Here is a 21,250-nt window from a genome sequence, read left to right as displayed (position 1 = left end):
TCGATCGGACAGGATCCGGTACAGCGGGGTCCCGGCTTCCTCGCCCGTGCGTCTAGGGGCGGACCGGCACGCCGGCCTCGACCAGGCGCGCCTTGGCCTCGGCGACCGTGTGCTCGCCGAAGTGGAAGAGCGACGCGACGAGCGCCGCGTCGGCGCCCGCGTTGAGCGCGTCGGTGAGGTCGTCCAGGTCGCCCGCGCCGCCGGAGGCGATGACGGGAACGTCGACGGCCTGCGCGATCGCACGGGTCAGCTCGAGGTCGTATCCGTCCTTGGTGCCGTCGCGGTCCATCGACGTGAGCAGGATCTCGCCGGCGCCGCGGCGCACGCCCTCGACCGCCCACTCGACCGCGTCGCGGCCCGTCGGCGTCCGCCCGCCGGCGACGAAGACCTCCCAGCCGTCGGCCTGCGAGGCGTCGACCCGGCGCTTGGCGTCGATCGCCAGCACCACGCACTGCGAGCCGAAGTGCTCGGCGAGCTCGTCGAGCAGGCCGGGCCGCGACACCGCCGCCGAGTTGACCGAGACCTTGTCGGCGCCCGCGTCCAGGACGGCCTGCGCGTCGGCCACGGAGCGGATGCCGCCGCCGATCGTGAACGGGATGAACACGTTGTCGGCCGTGCGGCGCGCGAGGTCGACGATCGTCTCGCGCTGCTCGTGCGTCGCGGTGATGTCGAGGAAGATGATCTCGTCGGCGCCCTCGGCGTCGTAGCGCTCGGCCAGCTCGACCGGGTCGCCCGCATCGCGCAGCCCCACGAAGTTGGTGCCCTTGACGACACGGCCGTTGTCGACGTCCAGGCAGGGGATCACGCGCTTGAGGTGCACGGCCGTGAGTGTATGCCGAGCGACCGTTTGGTCCGGCCCCGGGCATGTGCGGTATGTGCGGCGCGGCGGCGGCTATAGGCTGCGGCGCCGCTCCCGCCGTCTCCCCCCGGCGTCCACCCCGACCCACCCAGGCTCCCTCCATGTCCCCCCGTGTTGCTCGTCTCCTCGCGCTGCTCGTCCTCGCTGTTGCCGGGGTCGCGCCGGCGGTCGCCCACGCCGATCCGCCGCCCGGCGAGACCGCGCGGGTCCTGGCGCCGCTCGGCGCGGCGGGGCCCGGCGGCGGCGTGGGCGTCGACGTCCGCCCCGCCGGCGGCGCACCGGTCGTCAGCTCCGGCGCCGATGCGCAGTACGAGCCGGCCAGCTCGGTGAAGGTGCTCTACGGCGTGGCCGCTGAGCGTCGCGTCGTGGCCGGTCAGGCGACGTTCGCCGGCGCGATCAAGGCCTACAAGTACCCTGACTCGCCCAACGCGAACGGCAACCCGTCGAGCCCAACGCTCTGCCCGGTCGCCAGCGACGAGGTCGCGGCCAACGCGCGGACCGGGATCACGCTGGGCGGCGCCGAGCAGGGCATGTTGGTGCACTCCGACAACACGCTGACACGCGCGATCCTGCTCGCGGGGGGCGGACTCGGGCCGATCAACGCGGTCGCCACCGCGGCCGGCATGACCAGCACCGCGCTGCACCAGGACTTCATCGGCTGCGCGTACCGCGGCGGGAAGCGCAACGTGACCACGCTGGCGGACATGAGCCGGTTCTACGCGGCGCTCGACGCGGGCCGGCTGGTCGCCGCCGCGGGCCGCGACCACCTCTACGCGACGATGCTCCACGGGACGTACTCGACGGCCTCTGACTTCGGCAAGATGGTCGCCGACGAGGCGCAGAAGCTCGGGTTGCCGAGCAGCGTGGTCATCCCGTTCCTCGACCAGGCGTGGTTCGCGCAGAAGGGCGGCTCGTACGCCTCGCCCTGCGGCGGCCCGTACGGCCAGCCGCCGGCGTGCGGCAGCTCGACCGACACCACCCGGTACGCGACCGACATGTCGCTCACCGAGCTGCAGCGGATCCCGTTCATGCGGCTCGACGGCAGCATCGACCTGCGGACCTACACCTCCGGCGCGTACGTGTTCGACCGGCTGTGCACGACGGACGCTTGCGTCGACGGCGCGCAGAGCGCGGTCGCCACGGCGGCGTCGGTCGAGGGCCTGCGGTCGGTCGTGCACGACGCGCTGCTCAGCCGCCTCGTCGCGGCCGACGCGCCCCCGGTCGCGCGCTTCGGCGCGCCGCCGGCCGGTGTGGCCACCGGTGCCGCGGTCGCGTTCGACGCGAGCGGCTCGAGCGATGCCGACGGCCCGATCGCGCATTACGCTTGGGACTTCGGCGACGGCTCGACCGCGCAGGGCGCGACCGCGGCGCACGCCTACGCGACGCCCGGCACCCGCACGGTGACGCTGACCGTGACCGACGCGCTCGGACGCACGGGCACGGCCACGCAGACGGTCTCGGTCGTGCTGGCGTCCGCCGCAGCGGCCGACACCAAGCCGCCCACGCTCCGCGTCCGGTCGGCGCACAAGGTCCGGGCCCGCCGCGCGCTGACGCTGAAGCTCACGCTGAGCGAGCCGGCGACCGTGTCGGTCACCGTGACCCACGCCAGCGCGGGCCGGCGCAAGGGCTCGCGCTGCGTCGCACCGCCGAAGGCCAGGCATGGTCGTGCCTGCAAGCGCACCGTCGTCGCGCTGCGCACGACCGTGAAGAACCGCAAGTCCGGCAGCCTGCGCCTGCGCGGCATCGCGAAGCTTCGACCGGGCCGCTACCGCCTGACGATCTCCGCCCACGACGCGGCCGGCAACGCCGCACGCCCGGTCCGGATCACGCTGACCGTCGCGCGCGCCCGGACGCGCCGCTGAGACGAGGCGCGGGCGGCGCAACCGCGGCGACACGGCGCCTGGCGCACCACCGCGGCAGCACCTCGCGCCAGCGCAGGCGCGTCGCCCGGCGCGGCGACACGTCGCTCGACGCAGCTGCGCGTCGCCCGGCGCAGCGGCACGTCGCCCGGCGCGGCTGCGCGTCGCCCGGTGCAGCGGCACGTCGCCCGGCGCGGCCGCGGCGCAGCGGCCGCCGACACGTCAGTCCGTCGCCGGAACCGGTCGGTAGGGCTTCTTGTCGCTGCGGTCGACGACCTCGGGCTGGAGCGCCTTCTGGCCTTCGGCGATCGTGAAGCGGCCCTCGTAGAGCGCCTTGCCGGCGATGACGCCGCCGAGGTTGACCTGGCGCAGGTCGCGCAGGCCGCGGAGGTCTTCGACGGAGCCGATGCCGCCGGAGTAGATGAACCGGCCGCGCACGACGTTGGCGATCCGCTTGACGGCCTCGAAGTCGATGCCGCCGAGCATGCCGTCGCGGTCGACGTCGGTGTAGACGAACGAGCGCACGCCGCGGTTCTGCAGCCGCTCGATGACCGCTGCGGCCGGCATCTGCGTGGTCTCCTGCCAACCGGAGGTCGAGACGTTGCCGCCGCGCGTGTCGACCGACACGATCGTGCGGTCGCGGAAGGCGCCGAGCACGTCGTCGAGGAAGTCGATGTCGTTGAACGCCGCCGTGCCGAGGATCACGCGCTCGGCGCCGGCGCGCAACGCGTCGCGGACGGCCGGCAGCGACCGCAGGCCGCCGCCGTACTGGACGGGCACGTGCAGCTCGTTGGCGATCTGCTCCAGGTGGTCCAGCGACTTCGGGGAGCCGTAACGCGCGCCGTCGAGGTCCACGACGTGGAGGAACCTCGCGCCGGCGTCCACCCACGCGCGGGCGGCTTCCAAGGGCGAGTCCTCGTAGACCGTGACTTGATTGAAGTCACCTTTGACCAGGCGGACCGCCTTGCCTTCGCTGATGTCGATCGCCGGGTACAGGATCAAGCTGCCGTCGCCTCCACTGACGTACACACACGCACGAAGTTCGCCAGCAGGGCGATGCCGTCGCGCGAGGACTTCTCTGGATGGAACTGGGTGCCGAACACGTTCCCCTGGCCGACGACCGACGCGAACTCGCTGCCGTAGTCGCTGATGCCGAGCGCGATCTCGCTGTCGAGCGCGATCGCGGGAACGAAGGAGTGCACGTGGTAGAACGGCGTCGGGTCGGGCAGGCCCGCGCTCAACGCGCTGGGCCGCGACCAGCGGACGTTGTTCCAGCCGATGTGCGGAAGCTTCTGGCCGCGCGCGTCCAGCGGCACGACCTCGCCGGGCAGCAGGCCCAGGCCGTCGGCTCCGCCGAACTCGGGGCTGTGCTCGAAGAGCAGCTGCATGCCCAGGCAGGAGCCGAGCACGGGGACGCCGGCCGCCGCGCGGTCGCGAATCAGCTCGGTCAGCCCCGACTCGTTCAACAACGCCATCGCACGGGCGAACGCGCCGACGCCCGGCACGACGAGGCCGTCGGTGGCGCGCAGCGCGTCGTGGTCGCCGGTGAGGACGACCGTCGCGCCCGCGCGCTCCAGCGACTTCTCCATGGAGCGGCGGTTGCCCATGCCGTAGTCGACGACGCCGAGCGTCACGTCACCCATCGCAGCGTTCCCGCCTCATGAGGTGAGCGTCCCCTTGGTCGACGGGACGCCCTTCTCGGTCGGGTCGATCGACACGGCCTCGCGCAGCGCGCGGGCGAAGGCCTTGAACGCCGCCTCGATCATGTGATGGGCGTTGGTCCCGGTCTCGACCGTCACATGGAGCGTCATGCGCGCCGCCGACGAGACCGCGCGGAAGAACTCCTCGGTCAGTTCGTGGTCGAAGTTGCCGGTGCCGCCGGGCGGCAGGTCGGCCTCGAACGCGAGGAACGGACGACCGGACAGGTCGAGCGCCACCGCTGCGCGCGCCTCGTCCATCGGCACGACCGCGTGGCCGTAGCGGTGGATCCCGCTGCGATCGCCGAGCGCCTGGTCGAGCGCCTGGCCGAGGACGATGCCCGTGTCCTCGACCGTGTGGTGCGCGCCGGTCTCCAGGTCGCCCTTGACGTCGACGAACAGGTCGAGCCGACCGTGGCGCGACAGCAGGTCGAGCATGTGGTCGAGGAAGCCGACGCCCGTCTCCCGGGTCCCGGCCCCGCTGCCGTCGAGGCCGAGCGTCAGGCGGACGTCGGTCTCCTTCGTCTTGCGTGAGATCTCGGCGGTGCGCGTCATCCCGAGGGATTCTCCCGTACCCGCATCGAGTCCGCGTGCCGGGTGAAGCCCTCGGCCTCCGCGATGGGCACGCCGGCGCGCGCGAGGGCGTCCGCTGCGGGCCCGATCCGCACCACGCTCATGCGCCGGCGGAACTGCCGCGTCGACAGCCCGGAGGTGAACCGCGCGGCGCCGCCGGTGGGCAGCGTGTGGTTGGAGCCCGCGACGTAGTCGCCGAACGCGGTGCCGCTCTCGCGCCCTACGAACACGCAGCCGGCGGAGCGGACGCGGTCGACGAAGGGCTCTGCGCCGGAGCCGACGAGCTGCAGGTGCTCGGGCGCGAACGCCTCGGCGACGGCCAGCCCGGTGTCGAGGTCGTCGACCACGACGACCGCCGCGGCCGCATCGGAGTCCTCGGTCTCGTCCAGGCGCGCTGCGACCTCGTGCGCCAGCGCCGCGTCGTCGGTCACGAGGGCGACGATCGTCCCGATCCCGTGCTCGGCCTGGGCCAGCAGGTCGGCGACCACGAGATCGACGTCCGCGTCGCCGGAGGCCAGGATCAGCACGTCGGACGGCCCGGCGAAGCCGTCGATGCCGACGTCGCCCGACACCTGGCGCTTGGCCTCCTGGACATAGAGGGAACCCGGGCCGGCGATCACGTCCACCCGGTCGACGGTCTCGGTCCCGTAGGCGAAGGCCGCGACCGCGTGCGCGCCGCCCATGCGCCAGACCTCGTCGGCACCGCACAGCGCGCACGCCGCGAGGATCACCGGGTGTGCGCCCGGTGCGCAGACCACGACCTCGTCGACCCCGGCCGCGCGCGCGGCGACGACGCCCATGACGACCGTCGACGGGTACGGGTTGCGCCCGCCCGGCGTGTAGATCGCGGCGCGCCGGACCGGCACCTCGCGGATCGTGACCTGCTGGCCCTCCGGCAGCGTCAGCGCCTTGTCGCCGACCAGCCCGGCCTCGGCGACCTCGCGCACGTTGGCGATCGCGACGTCCAGGCCGGCGCGGACGACGGGATCGAGCGCGGCCAGCGCCGCGTCGCACTCCTCGCGCGTGACGCGCAGAGCACCGGTCACACCATCGAAGCGCTCGGCGTATTCAAGCAACGCCTGCTCGCCGCGCGTGCGCACCGAGGCGACGATCTCGCTGACGGTGCCGGAGACCGACACGCCCGCGGGCGCGAGCGCCCGCAACGACTCGGCGGCGTCGGCCGGCGCGCCCGAGGCCTCGAAGCGCTCGACGTTCATGCGCCGCCCGCGATCGGCGCCGACGGCTTGTTGGCCGCTCGCATCCGGCGCGTCAGCTCGTCGATGGCGGCGGACTTGAGCTTGTGGGCCACGGGGTTGGCGATCAGCCGCGCGGTCGAGGTCATGATCTCTTCGCGGATGACCAGGCCGTTCTCGCGCAGCGTGTTGCCCGTCGCGGTGACGTCGACGATCGCCTCCACGAGGCCCGTTAGCGGCGCGAGCTCGACCGACCCCTTCACCTCGACGATCTCGGCCTGCCGGCCGGTCTCCTCGAAGTAGCGGGCAGCGATCCGCGAGTACTTGGTCGCGACGCGCATCACGCCCAGCCGCCGCAGCGCCTCGGCCGCCGGATCGGGCTCGCCCACGACGGTCGCGAAGATCATGCGGCACGGGCCGTAGCCGAGGTCGAGCAGCTCGACGACCTGGCGCTCGTCCTGCTCGGTCAGCACGTCCTTGCCGGTGATGCCGACGTCGGCGGCGCCGGCCTCGACGTAGGTCGGCACGTCGGACGGGCGCATGGTGATGATGCCGACGTTGTCGAACAGCAGCTTGCGGCCGTTCCCGCGGACCTCCGCGGTGTCGACGCCGACATCGTCGAGGAGGTCGAGCGTCTCGGTCAACAGCGCTCCGCGCGGGACGGCGATCGTCAGCGCCGGCGCGTTGTTGGTGGTGTCGCTCACGCCGCCTCCTCCCCCGCGAGCGCGAGGTGCAGCCGGTCGACGTGCAGCGCGAAGCCGACCGCCGGCAGGTCGCGGCCGAAGCGCGCGAGCAGGCCGTCGTAGCGCCCGCCGCCGCCCAGCGGCTCGCCGAGCGCGGGATCGAGGACGTCGAAGACCGACCCGGTGTAGTAGCCGAGCCCGCGTGCGAGCCCGAGGTCCAGGACGATCCTCTCGCGGACGGCGTCCGGCAGGTCGGCCAGGATCGCGCGCAGGCCGTCGGCCTCGCCGCCGGTGATCTCGTCGAGCACCTCCGGCCCGCCGCGCAGCTGCGGGACGCGCACGAGCGCGTCGTCCACGCCGTGGGCGGCGACCTCGCGCTCGAGGCGGACGAAGTCGCGGTCGCCCAAGGCGGACAACAACTTCTCCCCCACCTCGGGCCGCACGTCGAAGGTGTTCAGCAGCGCCGGGTATAGCGACGCGCTGCCCAGCGCGATCCGGTAGCCGACCAGGCCGACGGCGTCCAGCGCCTCGCAGAGCACCGTGAGCGCCTCGACCGTGCCGTGCGGCCCGGGCGCGCCGATCAGCTCGATCCCGGCCTGCAGGAACTCGCGCATCTGCCCGCGGTGCGGGCGGACGCCGCGGTACGCGTGCGCGAAGTAGGAGAAGCGCAGCGGCGGCTCGGCCGTCGCGTAGCGCGTGGCGACGACGCGCGCGATCGGCACGGTCATGTCGGCCCGCAGCGCCATCACGTGCCCGTGGTCGTCGAAGACGCGATAGCCGGGGTCGACCCCGGTCTCGCCGTGCCGCAGGACGTCCTCGAACTCGATCGTGGGCGTCCAGACCTCGCCATAGCTCCGATGCTCGAACACCCCGCGCATCGCCTCGGTGATCGCGCGCAGCTCGCGCATCTCGTCGGGGAGGACGTCACGCGTCCCGTTGGGAATGGGGTGGATCATCGGGCTCCGCAGACTACGAGAAAGTCTGCGGAGGCTCTGTGTCGGTTTGTCACGAAAGTGCGCAGGCCCTGCGAAATCTCCGTGACAGCGCGGGGTGACGCCGCGGACCGACCGTACGGTTACGCCAATGCCGGCTGTTCAGCGACCCGCTCGATGCTCGCCCCCAGATCACGGAGACGCTCGTCGATCCGCTCGTAGCCGCGGTCGATCTGACGGATGTTGCCGATCTCGGTGCGGCCCTCCGCGGTCAACGCGGCCAGCAGGACCGCCATGCCCGCGCGGATGTCCGGGGACTCCACGCGCGCGGCGCGCAGGCGCCGCGGCCCGTGGACGAGCGCGCGATGGGGGTCGGCGATGAAGATGTTGGCCCCCATGGAGATGAGCTTGTCGCAGAAGAACAGGCGCGACTCGAACATCCACTCGTGGACGAGGACCTCGCCCTCGGACTGGGTCGCGAGCGCGACGGCGATCGAGGTCAGGTCCGCCGGGAACGCGGGCCACGGGCCGTCCTGGACCTTGGACGTGTGCTCGCCCATGTCGCGCTCGACGACGAGCTTCTGGTCGCCGGGCACGACGACGTCGGCGCCGTCGAGCTGGGTCTCCAGCCCGATGCGCCGGAAGACCAGGCGGATCATCCGCAGGTCGTCGGGCTCGGTGTCCTTGATCCGGATCTCCCCGCCCGTCATGCCGGCCATGGCCATGAACGAGCCGATCTCGATGTGGTCGGGCCCGATGTCGTGCGTCGTGCCGCCGAGCGTGTCGGCGCCGGTGACGTGCAGGACGTTGGAGCCGATGCCGCGGATGTCGGCGCCCATCTTGACCAGCATGCGGGCGAGGTCGACGACATGCGGCTCGGAGGCGGCGTTGAAGACCTGGGTCTCGCCCGGCGTCAGCGCGGCGGCCAGCAGCGCGTTCTCGGTGCCCATCACGGACGGCTCGTCCATGAAGACCTCGCCCGCGCGGAGCTTGCCCGCCAGCTTCAAGATGGTGTGGTCGTGCTGCTCGATGCGCGCGCCCAGCGCCTTGAACGCGTCCAGGTGCGGGTCGAGGCGGCGGCGGCCGATGACGTCGCCGCCGGGCGGCGGCATGTCCGCGCGGCCGAAGCGCGCGAGCAGCGGGCCGGCGAGCAGGAACGAGGCGCGGATGCGCGCGGAGATGCGCGGGTCGACGCTCGACTCCGCCGTGATGCCGGCGGCGCAAATGGCGACCTCGTGCTCCGCACGCCACTCCACGGTGGCGCCCAGGTCCTCGAGCAGGTCGAGCATCGCCTGCACGTCCCGGATGCGCGGGATGTTGCGCACGACGACCTCGTCCGAGGTCAGCGCGGACGCGGCGATGCAGGGCAGGGCGGCGTTCTTGTTGCCGGCAGGCACAACCGTGCCGGACAGTGGAGCGCCCCCGTCGATGACGAACTTCTCCATGCGGTCGAAGCGCCCGGTTCGGCCTCCCGAAGCGGGGTGCGGGCGCTGGGCTAGGGTAACAGCCATGTCGTCGCAGCTTTCGCGGGCGGAGGCCTGGGACCTCCTGTCCGAATGGGTCGAGTCACCCTCCTTGCGGAGGCACTGCCTGGCGGTCGAGGCTGCCATGGTCGGCTATGCCCGCAAGAACGGCGAGGACGAGGAGCGCTGGGCCGTCGCGGGCCTCCTGCACGACGCCGACTACGAGCGGTTCGCGGACATGGACGACACCGAGAACGGCCACCCGCGGACCATCTTGAGGTACTTGAAGGAGCGCGACGTCGACCCCGAGATCGTCGACGCGATCGCCGGCCACGCCACGTTCCTCGACGTCCCGCGTGAGAGCGCCATGGCCAAGACGCTCTACGCCGTCGACGAGCTGTCCGGGTTCATCGTGGCGTGCGCCTACGTGCGGCCCGAGGGCATCCATGGGATGACGCCCAAGTCGGTCAAGAAGAAGCTCAAGACGCCGGCCTTCGCGGCCGCGGTCAACCGCGACGAGGTCCGCGAGGGCGCCGCGGCGCTGGGCGTCGACTTCGACGAGCACCTGCGGTTCGTGATCGCCTCGCTGGAGGAGCGCGCCGACGAGCTCGAGCTCCACGGGCGCGCCGCGGACGACGACGGGACCGGCGGTGCCGCGGCCGACGCCGCGCCCGAGCCAGCGGCCTGACCGCTTCGAGACCCGCCTCGTCTGGTCCCCCTCCTGTCCCCATGGGCGCCCGCGAGCGCTACGCGCGCGTCCTGCGCGCTCCGCACGCCCGTGCGCTGCTGACGGCCGAGATCCCGGCCCGGCTGCCCATCGGCATCAACGGGCTGGCGATCGTCCTGTTCCTGCGCGAGCACACCGGGTCCTACGCGGCCGCGGGCGCGGTGGCCGCCGCCTTCGGGATCGCGGTCGGCGTGACGGCGCCGTTCATCGGACGGCTGATCGACCGGCGCGGCCTGACCGGCGTCGTCGTGCCGCTGTCGCTGCTGCACGCGGCCTGCATGGTGTTGTTGGTGCTCTTCGGCCTGTCCGACGCGCCCGTCGGGTTGTTGGTGGTCCTGGCCGCGCTGGCCGGGGCGTTCATCCCGCCGCTGGGCTCGATCTCGCGGTCGCTCTGGCCGCGGATCCTCAAGGACGAGGACCCGAGCCTGCTCGGGACCGCGCTCGCGCTCGAAGGCGTCCTCATCGAGCTGATCTTCGTGACCGGCCCGCTGCTGACCGCGCTGCTGGCGGCGCTGTGGGACCCGGCGATCGCGCTCGCGCTCTCTCCCATCCTGTTGTTGGTGGGGTTGGCTGCGTTCCTCGTCCAGCCGCCCGTCCGCACCTGGCAGATCAGCGACGTCGCCGACAGCCACGGCGCGCTCGGCGCGCTGCGCTCACCGGGCATCCGGACGCTCGTGCTGTGCACGCTGCCGATGGGGTTCTGCTTCGGCGCGATGGAGGTCACGCTGCCGGCGTTCACCGAGGACCACGGGGCGCGCGGGCTCGCCGGCGTGCTGGTGGCGACGTGGTCGCTGGGCAGCGCCATCGGCGGGCTGGCCTACGGCGCGCGCTCGTGGTCGGGCGCGCCCGGGCGGCGCTACGCGCGGCTTGCCGCGCTGCTCCCGCTCGGCTACCTGCCGCTGGCGATCGCGCCGTCGCTGGCGGTGATGTTCCCGCTCGCGCTCGTGGCCGGGATCTGCATCGCGCCGACGCTGACGGCCGGCAACCAGATCGCCGGCGACGTCGCGCCGGCCGGTGCCGAGACCGAGGCCTACACCTGGCCGATCACGTCCCTGGTCATCGGCCTGGCGGCGGGCAACTGGTGCGCGGGCGTCATCGTCGAGGCCGTCGACTGGCAGGCGGCGTTCCTGGTCAGCGCGGGCGGCGCGGCGCTCTCCGCGCTCCTGGCGGCCACGCGCTGGCGGACGCTCGGGACGCGCGCGCCCGTCTACGACGCGGCCTTGTAGCGGCCGCCGCCCTTCGCCCACTCCTCGAGGTGCTCCAGGCGGCAGAACGCGTCGCCGATCCGGTGCTGCCCGCGGTGGCGCACGACGAGGACGCGCTCGACGCCGAGCGGGTCGCCGCACAGCGCGCAGCGGCCGAGGGCGTCGTCAGGCTCGCCGTCGTCGACGATCCGGCCCGCCTCCCACTCCGCGCCGCGGATGACCCACGGGACGACGTGCTCGAGGCGGCAGAACACGGCCTTGCGGCGCTCCTCCGGCTCGGCCACGCGGAAGCCCGAGTCCTCCGGGACAGCCGTGCCACACCAGGTGCAGTGCTCGGACATCGCTGCCGTTGAGAGTAGCCCGAGCGCCGGAGGTCGGCGCAAGCAGCTACTTTGGAGCCCGTGGCTACCGAACCGCTGACGATCACCATCCTCGAGGGCGACGAGACCGGGCAGGAGCTCCTCGAGCAGGCGCTGCGCGTCCTGGACCCCGACGTCGTCGGGCTGCCGATCGCGCTCGACCGCTACGACCTGTCGCTCGAGAACCGGCGCGCGACGGACAACCAGGTCGTCGAGGACAGCGCCGCCGCGATGCGCGCCTCCGGTCTCGGGATCAAGGCCGCGACCGTCACGCCCGAGGGCAAGGACGACGTCGGCTCGCCGAACCGCATCGTGCGCGAGGGCGTCGACGGCAAGGTCATCATCCGCACGGGCCGGCGGATCCCGGGCATCAACCCGGTCGCCGGCGTGTACCTGCCGATCTCGGTCGTCCGGATGGCGGTCGACGACGCCTACGGCGCCAAGCAGTGGCGCGAGGGCTCCGAGGGCGGCGCCGACGAGATCGCCTACCGCACCGAGAAGATCTCGCGCGGGACGTGCACCGCGGTCGCCGAGTACGCGTTCCGGACCGCGCAGCGGCTCAACGGCAAGGTCTACGGCGGGCCGAAGTGGACCGTGTCGCCGGTCTACGAGGGGATGCTCAAGGAGGAGATGGACCTCGCCGCCGAGCGCCATCCCGACGTCTGGTACCAGCCGGTGCTGATCGACGCGACCTACGCGGGGCTGATCTCCGGCGCCGCCGACTCCCCGCTCGTGATCCCCGCGCTCAACCGCGACGGCGACTGCCTCAGCGATCTCGTGATGCCGATGTTCGGCTCGATCGCCGGCGCCGAGTCAGTCCTGCTGGCGTTCGACCAGGACTTCAAGACGACGGTCGCGATGGCCGAGGCCCCGCATGGCACGGCGCCGGCGCTGCAAGGCAAGGACATCGCCAACCCGATGGCCATGATCTTGGCCTGTGGCGCGGTGCTGAACTACGCCGCGGAGAAGGGCGTCGAGGGCGCCGAGCGCGCGTCGCGCGCGATCTACGAGTCGGTCCTGGAGTCCACGGCGCGCGGCGTCCGGACCCACGACCTCGGCGGCCAGGCCGGCACGACCGAGTTCACCGACGACGTCATCGGCCGGGTGCGGACCAAGATGGACGTCTGGTCGTCGCTCGGCTCGACGCGGTAGCCGCCGCCGCTAAGCCGTCCGCATCCGTGCGCGATGGCGGGCGCGCCGCCGCGTGTAGAGGCGGCGCTGGACGAGCAGCGTCAGCACGCCCGCGACGTGGATGCCGGCGATGTTGAGCACCAGTTGCTCGGCCGAGCCGCGGCAGGACTCCCAGTCGCCGTAGACGGCGGTCACCGCGACGTTGGTCGCGGCCGGCAGCGTGGTCACGGAGATCAGGACGCCGAGCAGCGCGCCCGACTTCGCGGTCGTCAGCGAGAGCATCCCGACGGCGCCGGCGCACAAGGCCACGAAGAACGCCAGGAAGTCCGGGTTGGCGATCGACCGCGCCAGGCCGTGGTCGTCGGAGCTGAACGCGTCGGGCGTCACGTCGGTGACCTTGAAGATCCAGACGAGGGCGACCGTGACCGCGATCGCAACCGGGAAGCCGACCAGCAGCGCGACGAGCGAGCGCAGCGCCAGGTCGCCGCGCCGCTGGACCAGCGCGACGCACAGGGCGGAGATCGGGCCGAACTCGGGGCCGACGACCATGCCGCCGACGACGAGGATGATGACGACGCTCGCCTCCTCGCGCGCGACGTCGGCAAGGATCACGTCGCCTGCGGCTTCAGCGCGGCGCCTCGCAGGTGCACGATGTTGACGACGGAGTCGATCGGCTCGAGGAGCGCGAGCGCGAGCGCGGCGTGGTCGGCGGGCGCGACGATGCGGAGGTGGACCACGGGCCGACCTTCGTCGCGCCTCGCGCGAGCCGTTGGGTCGATGCAAGATCGCGTGCACGGACGGGGCCGAATTTTGGCGTCCTAGAGCCAAATTCTCGGGTCGCTCCGATGCGAACACGTGTTCTTGCCTCTTCCGTCCGACCAGACCCATAGCTTTGCGAACACATGTTCTCCCCCACCGCAGATCCCCGGCCGGCAAAGCGTTCCGTTCGCGAAGCCGTCCGGCGTGCCGTCGATCTGGTCGTCGCCTTCGCCACGCTCGCTGATGAGCTGCCGCCGCGCGCCTCCGTCGACGACCTCGCGGAGGCCCATCCTCACCGCCGTCCGCTCCGCGCGCCCTCACGCGCGGGCCGTCCCGGCGGGGTGCCCTCCCGAGCGCACTCCTGCACGACGCCAGTGGCATCTCGCCCGCAGCGTCTTCCTCGCAGGTCCACCAGCGTGCGGTGACCTTTCCTCAAGCAATGACGCATGTCCCAGCTGGGAGGCCGTGGACATGCGCCGGGAGCTTCATGTCGTGATGGGCAAACAGCGAGCGGGCCGCCAATAGGCGGCCCGCGGCGCGTTACCAAGGGCGCTTCGCCCGACGCCCGCCGCCTGGCGAAGCGCCACTTCCACCCGCGGCGCGCTCCACCGTTCCGCGCGGCGGTGGAAACCTGGTGCGCCCGGCGCGCGCCGCCTGGCCGAACGCTGCTCCGTTCGCAGCGCGCCCGCCGGTTCGCGTCAGGCGAAACCTGCTGCGCCGGGCGTCCGCCGCGCGCCGCCCGCCGAAGCGCCGCTCCGTCCGCAGCCCCGGCCGCCGGTTCGCGTCAGGCCGGAACCTGCCGCCGGGCCCGTCAAGTCGGCCACGACCGTCCCGGCGTTGCCGGATCGCATCACCTTCTCGGCGCACCGGTGCGAGCCCGCCGGCTTCGGGCGCCGACGTCGCGTCGAGCGCCGAGCCAGTTGCGGCGAGAGGCCAGCGGCGCCATTCGAGCCATCGATGCGCGAGCCGCCCCTCGCCGAAGTTCCCCTGGCAGATCGCCAAGCGACGGAGCCGCCGGCGGCGGCGTCAGCCGGAGCGGTAGTGGTAGGAGTGCGCGATGTGGAAGCCGCGGCAGCCGTAGAAGGCGAGGGCGCCGTCGTTGTCGGCCTCCACCTGCAGGTAGGTGCGGGTGGCGCCGAGGGCTGCGGCCCAGTCTTCGAGGGCCTCGACGAGCATCGTGGCCACGCCGGCGCGGCGAGCAGGCTCGATGACACCGAGGGAGAAGAGGCCGAGCCATCCATCCTCGGCGACGCCGATGCAGATGCCGATGGGCTCGCCGGACCGAGTGTCGACGGCGGAGGCGAAGCGTCCGCGGTCGACAAGCTGCGAAAGCACGAGGTCCGCGGTCTCTCGGATGCCGCCGATCCCGCTCACCGCCGCCCACGCCTCGACCCACTCGGTGCTCAGGTCGGTGAGCTGCACGGCGATCGCGGGCGGTGAAGCGACTGGGCCTGGCCGCGCCGGGCCAGCCTGGACCTGAATAGTGATGTCAGCAGCCGGCGACGCGGTGCCCCTGAGCGGCCCAGCGAGGACGAGCGAGGCGCCACCCGAAGCCATCCCTCTTCCCTCGAGCTCAGCGTCCAGACGCCGATGGCCTTCCGCCGGCGAGACCTGGACGACCTGGGCGAAATCGAGCTGCTCCGCCGTCGCCAGCGCGACCCCGAGGGTGCGCACTGCGGCCGACGGATCGGCGGGCGGCAGCAGCGAGTTGGAACGCCGGCGATCCACGCTGACCGTCCTGCGCAGCAGCCACCCCTCGACCTCTTCGACCTCACCGGCCGGCCACGCGCGCAACGCGAGCAACTCCAACTGATGCGACGTCTCAGGATCGAAGCGGGCAGGGAGATTCGGCGCTGGCACAGGACGCGGAATCGTTGCATGACGCAGCGCCACAAGCGTCGCGAAAGCCGAGAAAAGACCCGCGGCCCAGGGCAGGCCGGCGCGACGGACGCGCCGCGGGCCCGGGCGCGAGAAGCCAGGGAGCTCGGCTGCTGTACCGACGGCTGATGCACCCACCGCTGAACGGCTGTCCGAGGTCGCGGCACTCCAGTCCGACTGGGGCCGCGCCGCGTCCCCAAAAACGACTCCAGAATGACGAAGAGCCGCCCCGAGGGGCGGCTCTTCTGACATTAAACCGGCGGCGTCCTACTCTCCCGGGCCCTTGCGAGCCAAGTACCATCGGCGCTGTGGGGCTTAACTTCTCTGTTCGGAATGGGAAGAGGTGTTTCCCCCACGCCAAAGCCACCGGAAATCTACGAGAGATCCCGGCGGCCCCTCAAAACCGCACAGCTCACCACATGTGTAATTCACGACGATATAAAATAACCGTCAAGCCCTCGAGCCATTAGTACCAGTCTCCTTCGCGCGTTACCGCACTTCCAGATCTGGCCTATCAACCTGGTGGTCTCCCAGGGCTCTTACTCTCTCAAGGAGATGGGAGAGCTCATCTTGAGGCTGGCTTCCCGCTTAGATGCCTTCAGCGGTTATCCAATCCGGACGTAGCTAACCTGCTATGCCCTTGGCAGGACAACAGATACACCAGAGGTCCGTTCACCCCGGTCCTCTCGTACTAGGGGCAAATCCTCTCAACTCTCCAACGCCCACGGCAGATAGGGACCGAACTGTCTCACGACGTTCTGAACCCAGCTCGCGTACCGCTTTAATGGGCGAACAGCCCAACCCTTGGGACCTACTTCAGCCCCAGGATGCGACGAGCCGACATCGAGGTGCCAAACCGGGCCGTCGATGTGGACTCTTGGGCCCGATAAGCCTGTTATCCCCGGAGTACCTTTTATCCGTTGAGCGACGGCACTTCCACTTGCTACCGCCGGATCACTAAGACCTGCTTTCGCACCTGCTCGACATGTCTGTCTCGCAGTCAAGCTCCCTTATTGCCTTTGCACTCTACGCACGATTTCCGACCGTGCTGAGGGAACCTTTGTGCGCCTCCGTTACATTTTGGGAGGCGACCGCCCCAGTCAAACTACCCGCCTGGCACTGTTCTCCGCCCGGATTCACGGTGCGAAGTTAGACGTCCAATACATCAAGGGTGGTATCTCAAGGTTGGCTCCACCTCGGCCGCAGCCGAGGCTTCAAAGCCTCCCACCTATCCTGAGCGAAATGCACCGAACGCCAATACCAAGTTGTAGTAAAGGTTCACGGGGTCTTTCCGTCTAGCCGCGGGTACTCGGCATCTTCACCGAGACTGCAATTTCACCGAGCCCCTCGCTGAGACAGCGCGCAAGTCGTTACGCCATTCGTGCAGGTCGGAACTTACCCGACAAGGAATTTCGCTACCTTAGGACCGTTATAGTTACGGCCGCCGTTTACCGGGGCTTAGCTTCGGTGCTTCGATCCGAAGACCTAACACCTCCACGTAACCTTCCGGCACCGGGCAGGCGTCAGCCCCTATACGTCGTCTTACGACTTAGCAGAGACCTGTGTTTTTGGTAAACAGTCGCTTGCGCCTATTCACTGCGGCCCCCTCGGGCTCCAGTCGCGAAGACCTTCACCCTACTGGGGCGCCCCTTCTCCCGAAGTTACGGGGCAATTTTGCCGAGTTCCTTAGCGAGGGTTATCTCGATCACCTTAGTATTCTCTACTTGCCCACCTGTGTCGGTTTTGGTACAGGCACGCGAGTTCTCCCTAGAGGCTTTTCTTGGAGGCATGGCGTCCGGGACTCGCCGGCCCTTGGGCCAGCTGGCATCGCGCCTCAGGTTAAAGGGACCCGGATTTGCCTAGGTCCCACCCTACACGCTTACCCCAGGGCAACCATCGCCTGGGATCCCATAGCCTTCCTCGTCCCCCCATCGGTCAAACGAACTCGACGTGGTACAGGAATATCAACCTGTTGGCCATCGACTACGCCTTTCGGCCTCGCCTTAGGTCCTGACTAACCCTGAGCCGACGAACGTTGCTCAGGAAACCTTGGGCAATCGGTGGAGGGGATTCTCACCCCTCTTTCGTTACTCATGCCGGCATTCTCACTTCCCAAGCGTCCACGGCTGGCTTCCGCCGCCGCTTCACTCGCTTGGGAACGCTCTCCTACCGCGCACACCTAAGTGTGCACCCGCAGCTTCGGTGACTAGCTTGAGCCCCGTTACATTATCCGCGCCCGAACACTTGACCAGTGAGCTGTTACGCACTCTTTCAAGGGTGGCTGCCTCTAAGCCAACCTCCTGGTTGTCTATGCATTCGGACATCGTTTCCCACTTAGCTAGTACTTGGGGACCTTAGCTGGCGGTCTGGGCTGTTTCCCTTTTGACGCTGAAGTTTATCCCCCAGCAACTGACTCCCGAGGTAAACGTAATGGTCTTCGGAGTTTGCCTTCCTTCGGTAAGCTGGTAGGCCCCCTAGGGAAAACAGTGCTCTACGGCCACAACGCACTTTACTCGAGGCTATACCTAAATATATTTCGGAGAGAACCAGATATCACTGAGCTTGATTAGCCTTTCACTCCGACCCACAGGTCATCCGCCCAGTTTTCAACCTAGGTCGGTTCGGTCCTCCACGAGGTCTTACCCCCGCTTCAACCTGCCCATGGGTAGCTCGCTCAGTTTCGGGTCTACCGCCTACGACTAAATCGCCCTATTCGGACTCGCTTTCGCTTCGGCTCCGCTCATCGCTTAACCTTGCCGCAGACGAGTAACTCGCCGGCTCGTTATGCAAAAAGCACGCGGTCACAGAACAAGTCTGCTCCCACCGCTTGTAGGCACGCGGTTTCAGGTACTATTTCACTCCCCTTCCGGGGTACTTTTCACCTTTCCCTCACGGTACTAGTCCGCTATCGGTCACCTAGGAGTACTTAGCCTTGGAGGGTGGTCCCCCCAGATTCAGTCCGCGTTTCACGGGTGCGGACCTACTCAGGAACGCTAGACAGCAGGTCATGAAGTTTCGTCTACGGGACGGTTGCCCTCTTTGGTTCGCGGTTCCACGCGATTCGACTACCACATGACTTTGTAACTGCTGCCAGGTCAGCTACGACCTGGAACTAGCGCCCTACAACACCATGCACGCAACGCGTAGCTGCTTACACATACATGGTTTGGGCTGATCCCCTTTCGCTCGCCACTACTCAGGGAGTCTCGGTTGATTTACTTTCCTCGGGGTACTGAGATGTTTCACTTCCCCCGCTTGCCTCCCACCCGACTATGTGTTCATCGGGCGGTGACGCCGCATTACCGGCGCCGGGTTTCCCCATTCGGAAATCCACGGGTCAAAGGCTATTCAACGCCTCACCGTGGCTTATCGCAGTCGTTCACGTCCTTCATCGGCTCTAGGTGCCAAGGCATCCACCATGTGCCCTTACTATCTTGACGGTGATCGTCAAAGAGACGGGACCTGCATAGAGATCCCGACTCGGTGAATTACCCGTGTGTCTCCCCCGGCTCATCGAAGATGAAGGGGAGACACGTACGCCCGACCAGCGTTGGATCTGATCGGGCATGTGGCTGCTGTGCAGTTTTCAAGGGCCGCCGAGAGGTGCGCGCGAGGGGATTCCTCGCAGAGCGCGGTCTCTCAAAACTCAACAGCATGCACGGGCTCAAGCTCCACGATGCGTGGCACCACGCGAAAGCGCGGTGGGACCTCCAAGAAAGGAGATCCGGCTGGCCCGGCCAGGTTCGGTCGACGTACTAGGCCCCATGGTCGGAGGTCATCGCATCGATTCCCTGCGCGGGCACCGAAGTGCTGGCGCAAGGCCGGCGATGACGCCGTGCCATGAGGGTCCCATCAAGGGACTCCCTAGAAAGGAGGTGATCCAGCCGCAGCTTCCGCTACGGCTACCTTGTTACGACTTCACCCCAGTCACGAGCCCCACCTTCGACGGCTCCCTCCCTTGCGGGTTAGGCCACCGGCTTCGGGTGTTGCTCACTCCCGTGGTGTGACGGGCGGTGTGTACAAGGCCCGGGAACGTATTCACCGCGGCAATGCTGATCCGCGATTACTAGCAACTCCACCTTCATGCAGGCGGGTTTCAGCCTGCAATCCGAACCGAGACGCACTTTGAGGGATTCGCTCCACCTCGCGGTATCGCAGCCCTCTGTATGCGCCAATGTAGCACGTGTGTAGCCCTGAACATAAGGGGCATGATGACTTGACGTCATCCCCACCTTCCTCCGGTTTGTCACCGGCAGTCTCGCATGAGTCCCCAACTAAATGCTGGCAACATGCGACGGGGGTTGCGCTCGTTGCGGGACTTAACCCAACATCTCACGACACGAGCTGACGACAGCCATGCACCACCTGTGAACCTGCTCCGAAGAGAAACCGTGTTTCCACGGCGGTCAGGCACATGTCAAGCCCAGGTAAGGTTCTTCGCGTTGCGTCGAATTAAACCACATGCTCCGCTGCTTGTGCGGGCCCCCGTCAATTCCTTTGAGTTTTAGCCTTGCGGCCGTACTCCCCAGGCGGGGCACTTAATGCGTTAGCTTCGGCACGGGAGGAGTCGACACCTCCCACACCTAGTGCCCATCGTTTACGGCGTGGACTACCAGGGTATCTAATCCTGTTTGCTCCCCACGCTTTCGCGTCTCAGCGTCAGTCACGTCCCAGCGAGCTGCCTTCGCCATTGGTGTTCCTCCTGATATCTGCGCATTTCACCGCTACACCAGGAATTCCACTCGCCTCTTCCGGACTCGAGCTTGACAGTATCCACCCGCCTCCCGGGGTTGAGCCCCGGGCTTTCAGAGCGGACTTACCAAGCCGCCTACACGCGCTTTACGCCCAATGATTCCGGACAACGCTTGCCCCCTACGTATTACCGCGGCTGCTGGCACGTAGTTAGCCGGGGCTTCTTCTGAAGGTACCGTCACCACAAACGGGTATTAACCGTCGTGGCTTCGTCCCAACTGAAAGAGGTTTACAACCCGAAGGCCGTCTTCCCTCACGCGGCGTTGCTGCGTCACGCTTTCGCGCATTGCGCAAGATTCCCCACTGCTGCCTCCCGTAGGAGTCTGGGCCGTGTCTCAGTCCCAGTGTGGCTGATCGTCCTCTCAGACCAGCTACCCATCGAAGCCTTGGTAGGCCGTTACCCCACCAACAAGCTAATGGGCCGCGGGCCCATCCCGTTGCGGAAGCCGAAGCCTCCTTTCCTGAATCCACTGATGTGGAAGCAGCACATTTGGTATTAGCCCCGGTTTCCCGGGGTTGTCCCAATCAACAGGGCAGGTTACCCACGTGTTACTCACCCGTTCGCGGCTTTGCCCCCGAGCAAGCTCGGGTTCGTCGCTCCACTTGCATGTGTTAAGCACGCCGCCAGCGTTCGTCCTGAGCCAGGATCAAACTCTCCGTGAAGTGAACTGCACACCGGCACACTCCGAAGAGCGCACCGGATACGAAGAGCTGTCAAACCTCATGTGGCACGAGCAATACACGTCTCGTACCGAGGGATGACGGGATTCTTTTTCAGCCCCGCGATCTCCGCTGGCGAAGATCCGGGGGTCGAACCTGGACGCGCACCTCCGACCCGACTGAGTCGAAAGGCGCGCATGCTGTTGAGTTTTCAAAGACCGTCGCGCCCTGTCGGGAAGGGGTCACCTTCGAAAGGACGCTCCCCACGAGCCCGAGGGCTCAAGGAGCGGGGCCGAGCAGTTTAGCACCACTCGGCGGCGGGTGTGCGGCCCGGCTGGAAGCCGTGTCGCTGCCCCGCTGAGCGGAAGTATACGCACAGCTCGGAGCCGCGCGTCGCCCGGTCGTCGCGGGGACGCCCCGGCAAGCTCCGGTCAGGACCGGATCCCTTGTGCCGTAAGGCTATCCGCCGCACGGCCCCGCGCGCAACCGCCAAGTGGTCCAGCCCGGACCGTCCCAATGG

At 69.0% G+C, this 21,250-nt stretch carries 16 protein-coding genes and 3 rRNA genes; 4 read left to right on the top strand and 15 right to left on the bottom strand.

Annotated features, from left to right (window positions below; all coding sequences use genetic code 11):
- Nucleotides 1-52: 52 nt before the first annotated feature.
- Complete coding sequence (hisF, locus tag DSM104299_RS13255) at nt 53-820, bottom strand: imidazole glycerol phosphate synthase subunit HisF (protein ID WP_272477784.1); 768 nt, start codon at nt 818-820, stop codon at nt 53-55.
- Nucleotides 821-960: 140 nt separating this feature from the next.
- On the opposite strand from hisF, the gene DSM104299_RS13250 reads away from it, so the two are divergent.
- Entirely contained in the window at nt 961-2,721 is a 1,761-nt protein-coding gene (locus DSM104299_RS13250; protein WP_272477783.1) for a PKD domain-containing protein, read from the top strand.
- A 219-nt stretch (nt 2,722-2,940) separates the two neighbouring features.
- On the opposite strand, the gene hisA is transcribed toward DSM104299_RS13250, so the two are convergent.
- The 7 genes from hisA to murA all read right to left on the bottom strand — a co-directional run bounded on the left by hisA (nt 2,941) and on the right by murA (nt 9,241).
- Nucleotides 2,941-3,720, bottom strand: coding sequence for a 1-(5-phosphoribosyl)-5-[(5-phosphoribosylamino)methylideneamino]imidazole-4-carboxamide isomerase (gene hisA, locus DSM104299_RS13245; protein ID WP_272477782.1), 780 nt, complete (start codon nt 3,718-3,720; stop codon nt 2,941-2,943).
- Nucleotides 3,717-4,361, bottom strand: coding sequence for an imidazole glycerol phosphate synthase subunit HisH (gene hisH, locus DSM104299_RS13240; RefSeq protein WP_272477781.1), 645 nt, complete (start codon nt 4,359-4,361; stop codon nt 3,717-3,719). The genes hisA and hisH overlap by 4 nt, the downstream gene beginning before the upstream one ends.
- Nucleotides 4,362-4,376: 15 nt before the next feature.
- Entirely contained in the window at nt 4,377-4,970 is a 594-nt protein-coding gene (gene hisB, locus DSM104299_RS13235; RefSeq protein ID WP_272477780.1) for an imidazoleglycerol-phosphate dehydratase HisB, read from the bottom strand.
- Complete coding sequence (gene hisD / locus DSM104299_RS13230; protein WP_272477779.1) at nt 4,967-6,205, bottom strand: histidinol dehydrogenase; 1,239 nt, start codon at nt 6,203-6,205, stop codon at nt 4,967-4,969. Before hisD ends, hisB begins: the two co-directional genes overlap by 4 nt.
- Nucleotides 6,202-6,885 carry an ATP phosphoribosyltransferase gene (gene hisG / locus DSM104299_RS13225; protein ID WP_272477778.1) on the bottom strand — a complete coding sequence of 228 codons (684 nt, stop codon included), beginning with the start codon at nt 6,883-6,885 and terminating at the stop codon, nt 6,202-6,204. The genes hisD and hisG overlap by 4 nt, the downstream gene beginning before the upstream one ends.
- A complete protein-coding gene (locus DSM104299_RS13220; protein ID WP_272477777.1) occupies nt 6,882-7,820 on the bottom strand; it encodes an ATP phosphoribosyltransferase regulatory subunit in 939 nt (312 codons plus the stop codon). The genes hisG and DSM104299_RS13220 overlap by 4 nt, the downstream gene beginning before the upstream one ends.
- A 119-nt stretch (nt 7,821-7,939) precedes the next feature.
- Entirely contained in the window at nt 7,940-9,241 is a 1,302-nt protein-coding gene (murA, locus tag DSM104299_RS13215) for a UDP-N-acetylglucosamine 1-carboxyvinyltransferase (protein WP_272477776.1), read from the bottom strand.
- A gap of 64 nt (nt 9,242-9,305) precedes the next feature.
- Between murA and DSM104299_RS13210 the strand changes: the two genes are divergently transcribed.
- Together DSM104299_RS13210 and DSM104299_RS13205 are read left to right on the top strand one after the other, a co-directional pair.
- A complete protein-coding gene (locus DSM104299_RS13210; protein ID WP_272477775.1) occupies nt 9,306-9,947 on the top strand; it encodes an HD domain-containing protein in 642 nt (213 codons plus the stop codon).
- A 41-nt stretch (nt 9,948-9,988) separates the two neighbouring features.
- Entirely contained in the window at nt 9,989-11,212 is a 1,224-nt protein-coding gene (locus tag DSM104299_RS13205; RefSeq protein WP_272477774.1) for an MFS transporter, read from the top strand.
- Here the strand turns inward: DSM104299_RS13205 and DSM104299_RS13200 are convergent.
- The gene (locus DSM104299_RS13200) at nt 11,194-11,532 is read right to left on the bottom strand and encodes a hypothetical protein (protein ID WP_272477773.1); all 339 of its coding nucleotides are present in this window, start codon (nt 11,530-11,532) and stop codon (nt 11,194-11,196) included. The genes DSM104299_RS13205 and DSM104299_RS13200 overlap by 19 nt on opposite strands.
- Nucleotides 11,533-11,592: 60 nt before the next feature.
- Here DSM104299_RS13200 and DSM104299_RS13195 point away from each other — a divergent pair, with 60 nt between their 5' ends.
- The gene (locus tag DSM104299_RS13195) at nt 11,593-12,702 is read left to right on the top strand and encodes an isocitrate/isopropylmalate family dehydrogenase (protein ID WP_272477772.1); all 1,110 of its coding nucleotides are present in this window, start codon (nt 11,593-11,595) and stop codon (nt 12,700-12,702) included.
- Nucleotides 12,703-12,711: 9 nt separating this feature from the next.
- Here DSM104299_RS13195 and DSM104299_RS13190 read toward each other — a convergent pair whose 3' ends face one another.
- From DSM104299_RS13190 to DSM104299_RS13165, 6 genes are all read right to left on the bottom strand, one after another.
- Entirely contained in the window at nt 12,712-13,293 is a 582-nt protein-coding gene (locus DSM104299_RS13190) for a DUF389 domain-containing protein (protein ID WP_272477771.1), read from the bottom strand.
- On the bottom strand, nt 13,290-13,418 hold the full coding sequence (locus DSM104299_RS13185) for a hypothetical protein (RefSeq protein ID WP_272477770.1): 129 nt from the start codon (nt 13,416-13,418) through the stop codon (nt 13,290-13,292). Before DSM104299_RS13185 ends, DSM104299_RS13190 begins: the two co-directional genes overlap by 4 nt.
- A gap of 1,048 nt (nt 13,419-14,466) precedes the next feature.
- The gene (locus DSM104299_RS13180) at nt 14,467-15,249 is read right to left on the bottom strand and encodes a GNAT family N-acetyltransferase (protein WP_272477769.1); all 783 of its coding nucleotides are present in this window, start codon (nt 15,247-15,249) and stop codon (nt 14,467-14,469) included.
- A gap of 323 nt (nt 15,250-15,572) precedes the next feature.
- Nucleotides 15,573-15,689, bottom strand: a 5S ribosomal RNA gene (gene rrf, locus DSM104299_RS13175).
- Between the two features lie 75 nt (nt 15,690-15,764).
- Nucleotides 15,765-18,758 (bottom strand): 23S ribosomal RNA (locus DSM104299_RS13170).
- 428 nt (nt 18,759-19,186) lie between these two features.
- Nucleotides 19,187-20,733: ribosomal RNA gene (locus tag DSM104299_RS13165) — 16S ribosomal RNA — on the bottom strand.
- The 16S, 23S and 5S rRNA genes sit together here, the layout of an rRNA operon.
- Nucleotides 20,734-21,250 lie beyond the last annotated feature (517 nt).

This window comes from Baekduia alba (genome assembly GCF_028416635.1).
GTDB classification, from domain to species: domain Bacteria; phylum Actinomycetota; class Thermoleophilia; order Solirubrobacterales; family Solirubrobacteraceae; genus Baekduia; species Baekduia alba.
This window is presented reverse-complemented; position numbering and strand designations above follow the sequence as displayed.